The organism is Capnocytophaga gingivalis (assembly GCF_002302415.1).
Taxonomy (GTDB): Bacteria; Bacteroidota; Bacteroidia; order Flavobacteriales; family Flavobacteriaceae; genus Capnocytophaga; species Capnocytophaga gingivalis.
This window is the reverse complement of sequence record NZ_CP022386.1, coordinates 1,612,523-1,627,820: the sequence shown is the minus strand read 5'-3', so window position 1 is coordinate 1,627,820 and position 15,298 is coordinate 1,612,523. Positions and strand designations below refer to the sequence as shown.

The following is a 15,298-nucleotide window of genomic DNA, read 5'->3' as shown; positions in this document are numbered from 1 at the left end:
TACTATGAGTATAAAAAGTTTTCTCGCCCGAAAATGGGCTCAATATATACGCAAGAAGATTGATCTCTGGGCGAAAGATCCTATCCCTACCCAAGAGAGAATCCTAAGCTCCCTTATACAAAAAGCTAAAAATACAGTCTTTGGCAAGGATCATCACTTTGACCAAATCCACTCTTATGAAGATTTCGTAAAGCAAGTACCTATCCGAGACTATGAGGCTCTTTCGCCCTATATAGAGAGGGTGAAGGAAGCTCAGACTGATATCCTCTGGCCTGGTAAGCCACTCTACTTTGCCAAAACCTCTGGCACAACCAGTGGGGCTAAGTACATCCCCCTGACCAAAGAGTCGATGCCTTATCATATCCAAGCGGCTCGTGATGCCATTATGTGCTATATAGCCCAGACTGGCAAGGCAGATTTTGTAAATGGTAAAATGATTTTCCTACAGGGAAGCCCTATCTTGGAAAAGAAAAATGGCATCCTCTTAGGAAGACTCTCTGGAATCTCTGCCCACTATGTACCCAAATACCTACAAAGAAACCGCATGCCCTCTTGGGAGACGAACTGTATAGAGGATTGGGAAACAAAAATAGATGCTATTGTCAAGGAAACTATCAAGGAGGATATGACCGTAATCAGTGGAATCCCCCCTTGGGTACAAATGTACTTCGAACGACTACAGGAGAAATCTCATAAGCCCATAGGAGAGCTGTTTCCCCACTTCCAACTCTTTATCTACGGAGGGGTCAACTACGAACCTTACCGCCAGAAGTTCGAGCATCTGATAGGGCGTAAAGTGGATTCTATAGAACTTTATCCTGCAAGCGAAGGCTTTTTCGCCTATCAAGATAGCCAAAACGAAAAGGGTATGCTCCTGTTGCTCAACTCTGGCATTTTCTATGAGTTTGTCGAAGCTGATACCTTCTTCAGTGAAAACCCAAAGCGCATTTCACTAAAAGATGTCCAGATAGGGGTGAACTACGTCCTTATAGTCTCGACCAATGCCGGATTATGGGGATATAATATGGGAGACACTGTCATGTTCACCAGTCTCTCCCCTTACCGTATCGTGGTGACAGGGCGTATCAAGCACTTTATTTCCGCTTTTGGCGAACATGTCATTGCCAAGGAAGTAGAGGAAGCTCTTGCCCAAGCAGTAAGCAAAGCAGGGGGTGAGGTCAGTGAGTTCACCGTAGCCCCTCAGGTGAATCCTGCCTCTGGGGAACTCCCTTACCATGAGTGGTTTATTGAATTCGAAAAACTCCCAGAGGACATAGAGACCTTTGCCAATACTCTTGACCAAGGTCTTCAAGCACAGAACAGCTACTACAAAGACCTCATAGAAGGAAAAATCCTACAAAGACTCAAGATCACTTCTGTCCCCAAGGGTACTTTTGTGGAGTATATGAAAAGTCAAGGTAAGTTCGGCGGACAGAACAAGGTACAACACCTCTCCAATGATAGAAAAATCGCAGATAATCTCAAATGGTAAGTAGGTTCGTTCTGAACATTTGCAATTCGCTTGATTTCCCTTTGAGTACGCTGAAGGTAAAAAACTCAATCACTAACCATTATATTTTGTATATTTGCACCAATAATTACTCAGTTGACCTTAATCATTATTAACTCTAAAATTGATCATGAATACCACTGCAACTCTCATAAAGCACATTATCAAGTCCCGCAAGAGTATTTTCCCTGCGGACTATACCGAAATACCTATCCCTGAGGAGATTATCGAGGATATCTTGGACATCGCCACTTATGCGCCTAACCATAAGAAAACCAAGCCTTGGCGCCTGAAAGCCTTCCGTGGAGAAGAGAAAACAGCCTTGGGTGCCGAACTCCAGCGCCTCTACAAAGGGCATGTCCCCGCAGAGAAGTTCTCCGAGGATACTTACAATGCTCTCGCTCAGAAAGTGGCCAAAGCAGATACCATTATCTCCATTGCTGTGGAGTTCAGCGGAAAGGTTCCCCAGTGGGAGGAAGTCGCTGCTGTAGCTATGGCGGTACAGAATATGTATTTGCTATGTACTGCCTATGAGCTGGGGTGTTATTGGGGAACTCCTGCCTTTGCCCCCAAACTGAAAGATTTCCTACATCTTACTGAGAATCAGGAATGTTATGGAATATTTTTTATAGGAAACCTTAATTAATGATTAATGCCTGCAATGATTAATACTATATGTTATTCAATCATTGAACATTAATCATTGAACATTAATCATTGAATTCGTGTTACAATCATTAGCTATCAAGAACTTTGCCCTTATTGAGGACATCAAGATTCATTTCTCGAAGGGCTTTACTATTATCACAGGAGAGACAGGCTCAGGGAAGTCTATCCTCCTGGATGCGCTTGCTTTGGTCTTAGGCCGTCGGGCAGACCTGAGTGCGCTGAGAAATCCTGAGGAAAAATGTGTCGTAGAAGCTGAGTTTGCTATAGCAAGCTATGGCCTGGCTGATTTTTTCCAGCAGGAAGAATTGGACTATGAACCACTGACCATTATTCGTCGGGAGATTCTCCCTTCGGGTAAGTCTCGTGCCTTTGTCAACGACAGTCCTGTAACCCTCGATGTTCTTTCTTCCTTAGGAAAAGCTCTCATTGATATCCACTCCCAGCACGATACCCAGCAGCTCAGTGAGGAAGATTTCCAATTCTTTCTCATAGACTCTTTAGCTGAGAATAGATCCTTATTGGAGGAATACCAAGCCGCTCTAAAGGTATACAAAGGAGAAAGCAAAAAGCTCCAAGAACTCAAGACCTTTCAGGAAAATACCCAAAAGGAACACGATTACAATACTTTCGTACTTTCCGAACTACAGGAGATTGAGCTGGAGGAAGGTATGCAAGAGGAATTGGAGGCTTTCTACAACCAAGCCTCCAATAGTGAGACCATCAGGGACAACCTCACTGAGGCAGCGAATCTCTTGGCTGAAGAGGAACAGGGAATCATGACCCAAATGCGCGATCTCTCCTCGCTCTTCTCCACCCTAAGTAGCTATTCGCCCCAGTACAGCGAACTCTACGAACGTATCGATGCCGCCTATATAGAGCTGGATGACCTCTCCCGCGAGGTGTATGACCTGGCCGAGAACGTGGAGTTCGACCCCAAAAAGCTCGCCCGTGCTCAGAAAAAACTCCAAAAACTCTATGACTTACAGAAAAAACACAAGGTAAGTACCGTCTCTGAACTTATCCTTATCAAAGAGGCTTTGGAAGAGAAAGTCTCCCAAATGGAAAATATAGAAGGAGATATCGAGATTGCCCAAAAAGAAGTAGAGAAGGCCTTCCAAACCCTCAGTACACTTGCTCAAAAACTCCACAAGGTACGTGAGAAGGTAATCCCTACGCTCACCAAGAGCCTACAGGATTCTCTTAAGGACTTGGGAATGCCCAATGCGCAGTTCCAAATCAGCCTAACTCCTACTGAGCACTACCAAGCCAAGGGCAATGACAGCCTTTCTTTCCTCTTCTCCGCCAACAAAGGAGGTAATTTCGGAGTGCTCAAGAAAACCGCCTCTGGAGGGGAGCTTTCCCGTATCATGCTCACTATCAAGCATATTTTAGCCACCAAAATAGCGCTACCTACCATTATCTTTGACGAGATAGACACAGGCGTTTCGGGAGAAATAGCCCACAAAATGGGAGAGATCATGAAGCAGATGAGTCAGAGCCGACAGGTATTTGCCATCTCTCACTTGCCACAGGTAGCCAGTAAGGGGGATGTACATATCAAGATATACAAAACCGACATCGCAGGCCGCACCACCACCCAGTTCCAAGAGCTTAGCCCAGAGCAGCGCATAGAGGAAATCGCCCAGATGCTCGGAGGAAAGGATATTACCGACTCGGCCCGCGCCCATGCGAAAGAACTTTTAAAAATCTAATGATTAATGCCAATAATGATTAATGATTAATGCCAATAACGATTAATCATTGATCATTATCCATTGATCATTAAATCATTAACCATTAATCATTATCCCTTGAACTATCTATCTGTAGAAAACATATCCAAAGCTTATGGAGAGCGAGTTCTCTTCGAGAATGTGTCTTTTGGGATCAACAAAGACCAAAAAATAGCCCTCATCGCTAAGAATGGTGCGGGTAAGAGTTCGCTCTTGAAAATCCTTATTGGGCAAGACACACCCGATACAGGGCAGGTAGTCTCTCGCAAAGGGCTGAAAATAGCCTTTCTCTCTCAGGAACCTACGCTGCCAGAAGAGCTGACTATTGAGGACTATATCTTCCAAGAGGAAAACCCTATTCTGAAGGTCATTCAGCAGTACGAGCATGCCTTGGAACACCCTGAAGATGAGGAAACCTACCAAAAAGCTTTTGAAGCTATGGAACGCCATGAGGCTTGGGATTTTGAAACCCAATACAAGCAAATCCTCTTTCAGCTGAAACTCACTAACCTACACTTACCTATCAAGCACCTCTCAGGAGGGCAACGCAAAAGACTCGCCCTTGCCAATGTGCTCATTAGCAAGCCCGACCTTATCTTCCTTGACGAGCCTACCAACCACCTTGACCTTGAGATGATTGAGTGGCTGGAGAACTTCTTTGCCAAGGAAAAGATGACCCTCTTCATGGTAACCCACGACCGCTACTTTTTAGAGAGGGTGTGTAATGAAATTTTAGAATTGGACGAAGGTACCCTATATAGTTACAAAGGGAACTATACTTATTTCTTGGAAAAAAAACAGCAGCGCCTTGAGCAGGAACAAGCCTCTCAAGAAAAAGCAAAGAACCTATATGTACGTGAGTTAGACTGGATACGTCGCCAGCCTAAGGCACGTACCACCAAGAGCAAATCGCGTATTGATGACTTTGCCCTGATCAAGGAACAAGCCCAAAAGCGCCGTCGCGAACATGTGGTAGAGCTGGAAATCGCTATGCAACGCCTAGGGAGCAAGATTATTGAACTACACAATGTGGTGAAAAAATTCCCTGAAAAAACGATTCTCGACCGCTTTTCCTATGTATTCAAGCGTGGGGAAAGGGTGGGAATTATTGGTAAGAATGGTACGGGCAAGAGTACCTTCCTAAACTTACTCACTGGGAAAATCACTCCTGATGCCGGTAAGATTATCATAGGGGAAACTGTACAGTTTGGCTATTACGCCCAACAAGGAATTGAGATCAACCCACAGGAAAAGGTGATCGATGTGATTAAGAAGTATGGCGAATATATCCCTTTGCTCAAGGGGCGTACCCTTTCGGCAGCACAGCTACTAGAACGCTTTCTCTTTGACCGCAAGAAACAATATGACTATGTAGAGAAACTCAGTGGGGGTGAGCGCAAGCGTCTCTACCTCTGTACTGTCCTGATTCAGAATCCGAACTTCCTGATTCTGGATGAACCTACCAATGACCTTGATATCGTTACGCTCAATGTCTTAGAAGAGTTCCTTTTGGATTATGAAGGTTGCTTGGTGATTGTCTCCCATGATCGTTATTTCATGGATAAGATAGTAGATCACCTCTTTGTTTTCAAAGGGGAGGGTGAGGTACAGGACTTTCCTGGCAACTATTCCGATTATTTCTCCTATGAACAGTCTTCTGTCAGGGAAACTCCAAAAGAAGAAAAAGCCCCTGCTACGAAGAACTCATGGCGCGGGGCTAATAGTACTCTTTCTCAAAATGAGCAACGTGAATTGTCTCGCTTGGAGAAGGAAATTGCTCAGTTAGAAGCTCAGAAGGCAACCATTGAAGCACATTTTACTCAAGAGGCACTCTCCAGCGAAGAACTACAGGAACAATCCCAAGCTCTCAGTGAAGTATTAACTCTCTTGGAGGAAAAAAGTGATCGCTGGTTGGAACTCTCTATCAAAAGTGAAGAGGGATAGTATACCTTCTTAGTTGGCAGGTTGTGTAAACTCTACTTGTACTCCTGTTTTGGCAAGTTTTTGTTGAGCTTTGCTAATTTTTTTTTCGAGCTTTTGAACTTTCTTGTTACTGTTAGCCAAGTCTTTGTTTACTTTCTGAGCTTTCTTTAGATCACGTTGTGCCTTCTTTGCCTCAGCTGCAGAAGCAGAAGCAGATTCTGCCTCGGAGAAAGCAGAGGCACTACTATTAGCAAGACTATTAATGCTTTCTGCCTCTTGTTTTAATTTCTCGTTGGTAGCTTGTTCTTTTACAAGTTGCATTTGCAAGTCATTGATCTCGCTCTGAAGTGATAAGGCTTTTTGTTCGTTCTCTAAGCGTTTCATTTCTGGAGATTTACCTCCACCACAAGCTCCTAAAAATAGAGCTGTTACGGCCAATATTACTAATTTCTTCATAAAAAATAGATATTTATTTTGGTGCAAAAGTAAGGATTATCCCTGAGAACAAGTCACAAAAATATGTTAAATATTGAGAAAATATCAAGGATTAGAGAATCCGAGGAACAAAAAATCGACATAAACTCTTTAGCACTTCATTTCTTTATCTTTTAATACTTAAACAAAAGTTAAAGAAAGCGATTTATATGTATGAAAAGTTATATATTTGCGGCGTTAAAAAGGGCTTTTCTAAAGTTTTTTGATATAAAAACCTACTAATACTTTTCTCATGGATCTTTTCTTAAGTATTTTCCCTATTGTGCTACTGATTTACCTGATGGTAAAGCGCAATGCTTTTCCTTCATATGTAGCACTTCCTTTGATTGCAGGAATTGTCTACCTATTGCAATTATTCTATTTCAAAAACGAATTTATATTGCTCAATGCCAACATTGTCTCAGCGATTATTTCAGTATTCACCCCTATTTCTGTAATTTTCGGAGCGGTCTTCTTCAATCGTATGATGGAAACCTCTGGAGCTATGAATACCCTAAGAAGCTGGCTGGGCAATATCAGTGAGAACCCAGTAGCACAGCTGATGATCATAGGTTGGGCTTTTGCCTTTATGCTGGAGGGAGCCAGTGGGTTCGGTACTCCTGTGGCCATTGCAGCACCTATCTTAGTGGGTATTGGTTTTAGACCGATGCAAGTGGTCATGCTCGCTTTGGTAATGAACTCCGTACCGGTCTCCTTTGGGGCGGTAGGTACTCCTACTTGGTATGGCTTCAAGACACTCTTAGACAGTGGTACTATAGGCGGGGAGGATGTCTCTTCGATTGGGAAATATTCTGCTCTTATCCATTTTGTAGCTGCCTTTGTTATTCCTATACTTGCGCTACGATTCATTGTTTCTTGGAAAGAAATCAAGCAAAATATTCTCTTTATTCTTCTTAGTGTGCTCTCTTGCACCGTCCCTTACTTACTTATCGCACAGTTCAACTATGAGTTCCCTTCCTTGGTAGGAGGAGCTATAGGTCTATTTGTATCCGTACTATTGGCAGGCAAGGGAATCGGACTGGCTAAAACAGAGCAGAAAAAAGAAAAACAGCCCATTGCAGCTAAGACACTTATCAAAGCTTTTACCCCTACCCTATTACTTATTATTATCTTGGTACTTACCCGTGTACAACAATTGCCATTCAAAGCGATGCTTAACGATTCCTCCGAATGGCTGGAGTTCTCCTTGGGAGAATTGGGAATCTTCAAGGTATCTAAGGGGCTCATATTTTCAGTAGAAAATATTTTCAAGACAGGTGTAGGTGATAGCTATAAGTTACTCTATACTCCTTCTCTTATTCCTTTTGTAGTTACAGTAGTTATTTCCTTCTTTATCTTTGCTCTCTCTTGGAATAAGTGTAAGGATATCTACCTCAAGAGTGCTTTCCAGGTACAAAAACCTTTCTTGGCCTTAGTAGGAGCTATGATCATGGTCAAGCTTATGATGGTAGGGGATGATTATTCCATGACCCAAACCATAGGGAAGGGACTGGCCGATGCTACTCAACAGCATTGGGTCTCCTTTGCTTCGTTCTTAGGCGCTTTAGGAGCTTTCTTCTCTGGTTCCAATACTATTTCCAATGTTACCTTTGGGGCAGTTCAATATTCTGTAGCTACAGCCACGGGGCTTTCAGTACCCCTTATCCTAGCCCTGCAATCGGTAGGGGGTGCTATGGGGAACATGGTGTGTATCAACAATATCATTGCAGGCTGCTCCGTATTAGGCATCGATAATGCCGAGGGTACTATCCTGAAAAAAACAGTAATTCCTATGCTTGTCTATGGTCTTATTGCTGCTATAGTAGCCTTCTTCCTATAATTGGCTAATTAACATATTGGCTAATGCATTTGCCAATGTATCAGATTTTGTGGATACATTGGCAAATTATTTTTTAGCTTATAAGGCTTCTAAGAGCCTCTATTGACCCTTCACGTTAAATAACTAAAAACTAATCGCTAAAAACTAAAAACTTTTTCGTACTTTTGCCCCCTAAAAATATTTTATATGACAGCTATCAGAAACATAGCCATTATTGCCCACGTAGACCATGGAAAAACAACCTTAGTAGATAAAATCTTACACCACTGCGCACTCTTTCGTGACAACCAAGAGACAGGTGATCTCATCTTGGACAACAACGATTTGGAACGCGAACGCGGAATTACAATTCTCTCTAAGAATGTTTCGGTGAACTATAAGGGGACCAAAATCAATATTATAGACACTCCTGGCCACGCGGACTTCGGAGGAGAAGTAGAGCGTGTACTGAATATGGCCGATGGAGTACTCTTGCTTGTAGATGCCTTTGAGGGGCCTATGCCTCAGACCCGCTTTGTCTTGCAGAAAGCCATTGAGATGAAGCTTAAACCAATTGTGGTTATCAACAAGGTGGATAAGGAAAACTGTACCCCAGAGGAGGTGCATGAAGCGGTATTTGACCTTATGTTCGAACTGGGTGCGGAGGATTGGCAGCTGGACTTCCCTACTGTATATGGTTCAGCCAAGCAGAACTGGATGTCCGAGGACTGGCGCAAACCCACCACATCTATAGAACCTCTTTTGGATATGGTTGTGGAGCATATTCCTGCTCCTGTGATTGAAGAAGGTAGCCTACAGATGCTTATTACTTCTTTGGACTATTCTACCTTTACTGGGCGTATTGCTATTGGGCGTCTACACCGTGGCACCCTTCAGGCAGGTATGAATATCTCACTTGTAAAACGCGATGGGACAATTGTTAAGTCCAAAATACGTGAACTACATACCTTCGATGGCTTAGGCCGTAAGAAAGTGGAAGAAGTACAAGCGGGTGACATCTGTGCCATTGCTGGCTTGGAAGGTTTTGACATAGGTGATACTATTGCCGATTACGAAAACCCTGAAGCCCTTCCGACCATCGCTATCGATGAGCCTACTATGAGTATGCTCTTCACCATCAATGACTCTCCTTTCTTTGGAAAAGATGGAAAGTTCGTTACTTCCCGCCATATCAAGGAACGTTTGGAGCGCGAATTGGAGAAGAACCTCGCTCTACGGGTGGAAGCCACTGGCAGTGCGGACAAGTTTATTGTATATGGTCGTGGGGTGCTTCACCTCTCGGTGCTTATCGAAACCATGCGTCGTGAAGGCTATGAACTACAGATAGGACAACCTCAGGTAATTATCAAGGAAATAGATGGCGTAAAGTGTGAACCTGTAGAGGAACTTACCATAGATCTCCCTGAAAATGTAAGTGGTAAAGCCGTGGATTTCGTTACTCTTCGCAAGGGGGAAATGCTCAGTATGGAACCTAAGGGCGAGCGTATGGTTATCAAGTTCCTAATCCCTTCTCGTGGTATTATCGGATTGAGAAACCAATTGCTTACTGCCACCGCAGGAGAGGCTATCATACACCACCGTTTCTTAGAGTTTCAACCTTTCAAAGGGGAAATAGCAGGTCGTATCAATGGATCTCTTATCTCTATGGAACAGGGTACCGCTATTCCTTACTCTTTGGACAAGCTTCAGGACAGAGGTCGTTTCTTCATCTTCCCTGGAGAAGATATCTATACAGGTCAGGTGATTGGCGAAAATTCTCGCAGTGGGGATATCGTAGTGAATGTGACTAAAACTAAGAAACTCACCAATGTACGTGCTGCTGGGTCTGATGAGAAAGTGAAACTCGCTCCTCCTATCAAGTTCTCTCTCGAAGAGGCGCTTGAATATATCCAAAAAGACGAATATGTAGAGGTAACTCCTAAGAATATGCGCTTGAGAAAAATATATTTGGACGAAAACGAACGCAAACGACACGAAAAAGAGTTCAAATAGTGGTTAGTGATTAGTGGTTAGTACCGATAACTCACAATTGACTAGTGAGATAACTTAAAATTCAGAACTTAGAGTTCAAAACTATAATGAGAACGACTGCGCGTTGGTATATAAAATTCCTACAGTGGAAAACACAATACCTCACTCATAGGCAGTTTATACTGCTACTTTGTGGGTTAGTTGGAGTCGCTACGGGCTTTGCAGCACTGGCGATGCGCTCCCTTACACACTTTATTGAGGAGGTTTTGGTAGGCAATATCATCCGCTATATCAACTATGGTTTTTATGTGATTTTCCCTGCGGTTGGTTTCTTATTGGTCTACTGGGTCAAGAAGTATATCATCCGCAAGGAGGTCAGCCATGGGATTCCCTCTATTCTATATGCAGTGGCCAAGCAAAAGGGTATCATGAAGCGCTTTCAGGCTTATGGTAGCATACTTACAGCTCCTATTACCATTGGCTTTGGGGGATCTGTAGGATTGGAGGGACCTATGGTAGTTACAGGTGCTGGAATTAGCTCACAGGTAGCTCGCCTATTCCACATCAACCAATCTGATAGGATGCTGCTCTTGGCCTGTGCCTGTGCTGCGGCTTTGGCTGCCATCTTTAAGGTACCTCTGGCTGGAATTCTTTTTGCTATAGAGGTTTTTGGTTTAGACCTTACCCTTTCCTCTCTGTTACCACTCTTTGTAGCCTCACTCTCGGGAGTACTCACCTCCTATATTTTCTTTGGCAATGCTGCCTTATTGCCGATCTATGTAGGGGATAGTTTCCTGATGCACAACATTCCTTTTTACCTTCTCTTGGGGGTCGTAGGAGGCTTTATGTCAGCCTACTTTACCTTTGTATATGAGGGGGTCAATCGGTTTTTTTCTAAGTTCTCTTCCGCTTATCTGCGTATTGTTATCGGAGGAGCTATCTTAGGGCTTTTGGTCTTTGTCATGCCACCACTCTATGGAGAAGGGCATGAGGTGATTAATCATCTGAAGGCAGGGCATCCTGAGCTCTCGATTAGTTCCAATATTTTTGGATGGAACTTAGAAAATCCTTGGGTCGTTATCCTTCTCTTAGGAGGCTTAGTGCTATTCAAGGTCGTAGCCACCTCAGTCACTTTTGGTGCAGGTGGCGTGGGAGGTATCTTCTCCCCTATGCTCTTCATGGGGGGAGTGATGGGCAATTGTTTTGCTCGTATCATCAACCAGATAGATATACTCCCTTACAAGCTACCTTTGGCCAATTTTACCTTGATTGGAATGACAGCCCTCATGACTGGAGTGCTCCATGCTCCTCTTACGGCTATTTTCCTTATTGCAGAGGTCACTGGCGGCTACTCTCTCTTTGTCCCTGCCATGGTAACCGCAGTAGTTTCCTTTTCTATAGCTAAGTATTTTAACAAATATTCTATCTATACTATGGAGCTGGGACGCAAAGGAGAATTGGTCAATCAGGACAAAGATCAGGCCATCCTGACTCTCATGGATATGGAGAGTGTCATAGAGACTAATTTTGTCCCTGTATACACGGACATGACGCTCAAGGGGGTCGTATATGAAGCCGTTCGAGAGTCTTCTCGTAATATTTTCCCTGTTCTGGATAGGGAAAAAGGCAGTTTAGAAGGAGTTATCCTTTTAGATGATATTCGCCACCTGATCTTTGAAAAGGAGCTGTATGACAAAGTATCTGTCCTTGAGATGATGCAACCCCCTCCGGCTCTGATCCAGATGGGACAAGATACTATGAACCAAGTCATGGACAAATTCCAAAATACCGCCGCTTGGAACCTTCCTGTAGTCAAGAATGGGAAATACATTGGCTTTATCTCCAAGTCCAAGCTCCTAACGGTATACAGAAGAAAACTGATTTACTTTAGTAACAACAAATAAAACTCAAAACTACTATGTTATCTATATTTACAGAAACCTATAAGGTACGTAGCACACAAGTGAATTTGAATAACAAATTAGGTCTCTATGGCGTATTGGGTATGTTGCAGGATATAGCAGCAGAGCATGCCGCCTCTTTAGGATTTGGCTATAAGGACTTGGTTCGAAAGGGTTTCTTCTGGGCGCTGATCCAGCAAAAACTCAAGATGTATGAGTGGCCTCAGTGGAACGAGCGGGTAACTATCCATACTTGGTCTCTACCTGTTCAGGGGGTACATGCCTTCCGCCAGTTCGAGCTCTATGTAGGTGATCGCAAGATAGGAGAAAGCTCTTCTACTTGGATTACCATGGATATCGCCTCTCGCCACCCTATCGATATGACCAATAGTCAAGAGATGTTCCACCCTCGCCTCGATGGTGGGATTGCCATGCAGACCGAACGTGTACTACTCCCCGAGGAGATGATTCATATATGTGACTTCAAGGTGAGAATCAGCGACTTGGATGTGAACTCCCATGTCAATAATGTGAAATATACTCAATGGGCTCTGGATATGATGCGTGAGAAAGATCATCGTGAGTGGGTGATTCAGGAATATGATATCAATTTTCTTTCTGAGACCTTTCTGGGAGATACCATGCAGGGCTACAAGAGCCATGGTCACTACCTTAATCCTGAAAAAACACTTGTAGAGACCTTCCTCTGCGCCCAAAAAGAAGGAGGTACTAAGCCTGCCTTTATTGCCAAGTGGAAAGCAAAATCAATTGTTAATTGTTAATTGTCAATTGTTAATAGCTAAGAGAATGTAAGAAAATATACTAAAGGAAAAGAGCATGGCACTTGCTGTGAGAATGGTCAATCTTTTATAAGTATTTGACAGAAGAAAAAAAGGAATATGTACTTTCTAAGCAAGTCTTACGCAGTGGCACCTCTGTTGGGGCTATGGTATATGAATCAGAGCATTCTGAAAGCACCTCAGATTTTATCCATAAGCTTGCTATTGCTCAAAAAGAAATAAATGAAACCTTATATTGGTTAGAACTTCTATCAAGAACAGACTATATTACTCCAAAAGAGTATGATAGCATAAAAACAGATGCAACAGAAGTAATTAAGTTGCTTACTAGTATTCTTAAAACAACAAAAATAATTATCATTTGTTAGTTGCCAATTATGCAAGGGAATCGTATAATTTCTCTGTTTAGTTTGATGTAATAGACAACTAATGATTAATAATTGTGGCATTACAAATGTTTTAAAAATCAGGCATGCGTATCACAAAACTAACAATTGATAATTAACAATTGATAATTAAAAGAGATGTACGACGTTATAGTAGTCGGTGCGGGGCATGCAGGCTGTGAAGCTGCTGCCGCTGCCGCCAATACAGGGGCAAAGACCCTTCTTATCACCATGCAACTACAGAACATGGCACAAATGTCCTGCAACCCCGCCGTAGGGGGAATTGCTAAGGGACAGATTGTTCGCGAGATAGATGCATTGGGGGGCTATATGGGCATTATCACAGACCAAACTGCCATTCAGTTCAAGATGCTCAACAAGTCCAAAGGACCTGCCATGTGGAGCCCACGTGCCCAAAGCGATCGCATGCGATTCTCGGAGGCTTGGCGCCTACAACTGGAGAGGCTGCCCAACCTTGATTTCTTCCAAGAAATGGTCACTGAGGTACTCATAGAGGGTGGCAAGGCTACAGGTGTGAAGACCTCTCTTGGTAGTGAAATACGCGCCAAGAGTGTAGTGCTTACCAATGGCACTTTTCTCAATGGAATTATTCACATTGGCCTAAAACAACTCGGAGGCGGACGCGCTGGAGAAAAAGCTGCCAAGGGCATTACTGAATGTCTTGTAGCTCATGGTTTTGAAGCAGGACGCATGAAAACAGGAACTCCCCCCCGTGTAGATGGGCGTTCCTTGGATTATTCGAAGATGACCCCACAGCCTGGAGATGAAAACCCTGAAAAATTCTCCTACCTACCACTGACCCAGCCTCTTACCCATCAGTTGGATTGTTATATGACCTATACCAGTGAGGAGGTACATGATATCTTACGGACTGGCTTTGACCGCTCTCCCATGTTCACCGGAATTATCCATGGTGTGGGGCCGCGCTATTGTCCTTCCATAGAGGATAAGATCAACCGCTTTGCCGATAAGGATCGTCACCAGATTTTTGTAGAACCTGAAGGGTGGCACACAGTGGAAATGTATGTCAATGGTTTTTCGACCTCTCTCCCAGAAGAGGTGCAATATACCGCCCTGCGCAAGGTAGCAGGTTTCGAGCAGGTGAAGTTCCTTCGCCCAGGCTATGCTATAGAATATGACTACTTCCCTCCTACCCAGCTCAAGGCTACCTTGGAGACAAAAATCATAGAAAATCTTTTCTTTGCAGGACAGATCAATGGTACCACAGGCTATGAAGAAGCTGGTGCTCAGGGACTCATCGCAGGGATCAATGCTTCGCGCAAAGTACAGGAGCAATCACCCTTTGTCCTTAAGCGCAACGAGGCTTATATAGGGGTACTGATAGATGACCTAATCACCAAGGGCACTGAAGAACCTTATCGCATGTTCACCTCTCGAGCCGAATATCGTACCCTCCTTAGACAGGACAATGCCGATATGCGCCTTACCCCTATGGGATATGCCTTAGGATTGGCCAGTGAGGAACGTATGCGACTATTAGAGGAAAAACAGACGAAAACAGCTGCTTTTGTACAGTTCTTTAAGGAAACAAGCATCACTCCTGAAGAGGCAAATCCTCTCCTTGAGAAGTATGATTCCTCCCCTATGAAACAGGGGGATAAGATGGCTAAAGTACTCGCCCGCCCCAATATTACTGTGGAGGACTTCTTGGAGTTGCCTCAAGTAAAAGCATTTGCCCATACTCAGCAGCTGAGCAAGGAAGTCCTTGAGAGTACAGAGATAGAGATCAAGTATGCCGGTTATATAGAGAAGGAGAAGAACAATGCCGATAAGCTCAACCGCTTGGAGGATATCCGTATCCCTGAGAGCTTCAACTATGACAAACTCACCTCTCTTTCCTTCGAGTCGCGAGAGAAACTCAAGAAAATACGCCCAACTACTCTTTCTCAAGCTTCTCGTATCAGTGGGGTCTCCCCTGCCGATATCAGCATCCTATTGGTATATATGGGAAGATAGCTTTTAGAAGCAAAAGTTCAGCTGTGATAAAGGCCTACTCTAAGTAGAGTATATAAGTCCTTTCGCCTATACAAGAATGCAATTAACAAATAT

At 43.6% G+C, this 15,298-nt stretch carries 10 protein-coding genes and 1 pseudogene; 10 read left to right on the top strand and 1 reads right to left on the bottom strand.

Annotated elements, in window-relative coordinates:
• Positions 1 to 4: 4 nt before the first annotated feature.
• From CGC50_RS07765 to CGC50_RS07750, 4 genes are all read left to right on the top strand, one after another.
• Positions 5 to 1,492, top strand: coding sequence for a GH3 auxin-responsive promoter family protein (locus CGC50_RS07765; protein ID WP_095910363.1), 1,488 nt, complete (start codon positions 5 to 7; stop codon positions 1,490 to 1,492).
• A gap of 148 nt (positions 1,493 to 1,640) precedes the next feature.
• Positions 1,641 to 2,156 (top strand): nitroreductase family protein, encoded by a 516-nt coding sequence (locus CGC50_RS07760; RefSeq protein WP_095910362.1) that lies wholly within the window; start codon positions 1,641 to 1,643, stop codon positions 2,154 to 2,156.
• A 79-nt stretch (positions 2,157 to 2,235) separates the two neighbouring features.
• A complete protein-coding gene (gene recN, locus CGC50_RS07755; RefSeq protein WP_095910361.1) occupies positions 2,236 to 3,891 on the top strand; it encodes a DNA repair protein RecN in 1,656 nt (551 codons plus the stop codon).
• Positions 3,892 to 3,990: 99 nt separating this feature from the next.
• Positions 3,991 to 5,856, top strand: a complete 1,866-nt coding sequence (locus CGC50_RS07750) for an ABC-F family ATP-binding cassette domain-containing protein (RefSeq protein ID WP_095910359.1) — start codon at positions 3,991 to 3,993, stop codon at positions 5,854 to 5,856.
• Between the two features lie 9 nt (positions 5,857 to 5,865).
• On the opposite strand, the gene CGC50_RS07745 is transcribed toward CGC50_RS07750, so the two are convergent.
• Positions 5,866 to 6,291: a SlyB protein gene (locus tag CGC50_RS07745; protein ID WP_095910358.1), complete on the bottom strand. Its 426-nt coding sequence runs from the start codon at positions 6,289 to 6,291 to the stop codon at positions 5,866 to 5,868.
• 271 nt (positions 6,292 to 6,562) lie between these two features.
• Here CGC50_RS07745 and CGC50_RS07740 point away from each other — a divergent pair, with 271 nt between their 5' ends.
• The 6 genes and pseudogenes from CGC50_RS07740 to mnmG all read left to right on the top strand — a co-directional run bounded on the left by CGC50_RS07740 (position 6,563) and on the right by mnmG (position 15,205).
• Entirely contained in the window at positions 6,563 to 8,149 is a 1,587-nt protein-coding gene (locus CGC50_RS07740) for an L-lactate permease (protein ID WP_095910356.1), read from the top strand.
• Between the two features lie 186 nt (positions 8,150 to 8,335).
• Positions 8,336 to 10,141: a translational GTPase TypA gene (typA, locus tag CGC50_RS07735; RefSeq protein WP_002666502.1), complete on the top strand. Its 1,806-nt coding sequence runs from the start codon at positions 8,336 to 8,338 to the stop codon at positions 10,139 to 10,141.
• Between the two features lie 86 nt (positions 10,142 to 10,227).
• On the top strand, positions 10,228 to 12,024 hold the full coding sequence (locus tag CGC50_RS07730; protein ID WP_002666828.1) for a chloride channel protein: 1,797 nt from the start codon (positions 10,228 to 10,230) through the stop codon (positions 12,022 to 12,024).
• Positions 12,025 to 12,038: 14 nt separating this feature from the next.
• Positions 12,039 to 12,803, top strand: coding sequence for an acyl-[acyl-carrier-protein] thioesterase (locus tag CGC50_RS07725; protein WP_095910354.1), 765 nt, complete (start codon positions 12,039 to 12,041; stop codon positions 12,801 to 12,803).
• Between the two features lie 55 nt (positions 12,804 to 12,858).
• Positions 12,859 to 13,189 (top strand): annotated as a pseudogene (locus CGC50_RS07720) (four helix bundle protein).
• 156 nt (positions 13,190 to 13,345) lie between these two features.
• On the top strand, positions 13,346 to 15,205 hold the full coding sequence (gene mnmG / locus CGC50_RS07715) for a tRNA uridine-5-carboxymethylaminomethyl(34) synthesis enzyme MnmG (protein ID WP_095910352.1): 1,860 nt from the start codon (positions 13,346 to 13,348) through the stop codon (positions 15,203 to 15,205).
• Positions 15,206 to 15,298: the final 93 nt, after the last annotated feature.

Bases quoted from the DNA above. Each gene is read 5' to 3' on its own strand.
- CGC50_RS07765 (WP_095910363.1), top strand. From the start codon at position 5: ATGAGTATAAAAAGTTTTCTCGCCCGAAAATGGGCTCAATATATACGC.
- CGC50_RS07760 (WP_095910362.1), top strand. From the start codon at position 1,641: ATGAATACCACTGCAACTCTCATAAAGCACATTATCAAGTCCCGCAAG.
- CGC50_RS07745 (WP_095910358.1), bottom strand. From the start codon at position 6,291: ATGAAGAAATTAGTAATATTGGCCGTAACAGCTCTATTTTTAGGAGCT.
- CGC50_RS07740 (WP_095910356.1), top strand. From the start codon at position 6,563: ATGGATCTTTTCTTAAGTATTTTCCCTATTGTGCTACTGATTTACCTG.
- typA (WP_002666502.1), top strand. From the start codon at position 8,336: ATGACAGCTATCAGAAACATAGCCATTATTGCCCACGTAGACCATGGA.
- CGC50_RS07730 (WP_002666828.1), top strand. From the start codon at position 10,228: ATGAGAACGACTGCGCGTTGGTATATAAAATTCCTACAGTGGAAAACA.
- CGC50_RS07725 (WP_095910354.1), top strand. From the start codon at position 12,039: ATGTTATCTATATTTACAGAAACCTATAAGGTACGTAGCACACAAGTG.
- mnmG (WP_095910352.1), top strand. From the start codon at position 13,346: ATGTACGACGTTATAGTAGTCGGTGCGGGGCATGCAGGCTGTGAAGCT.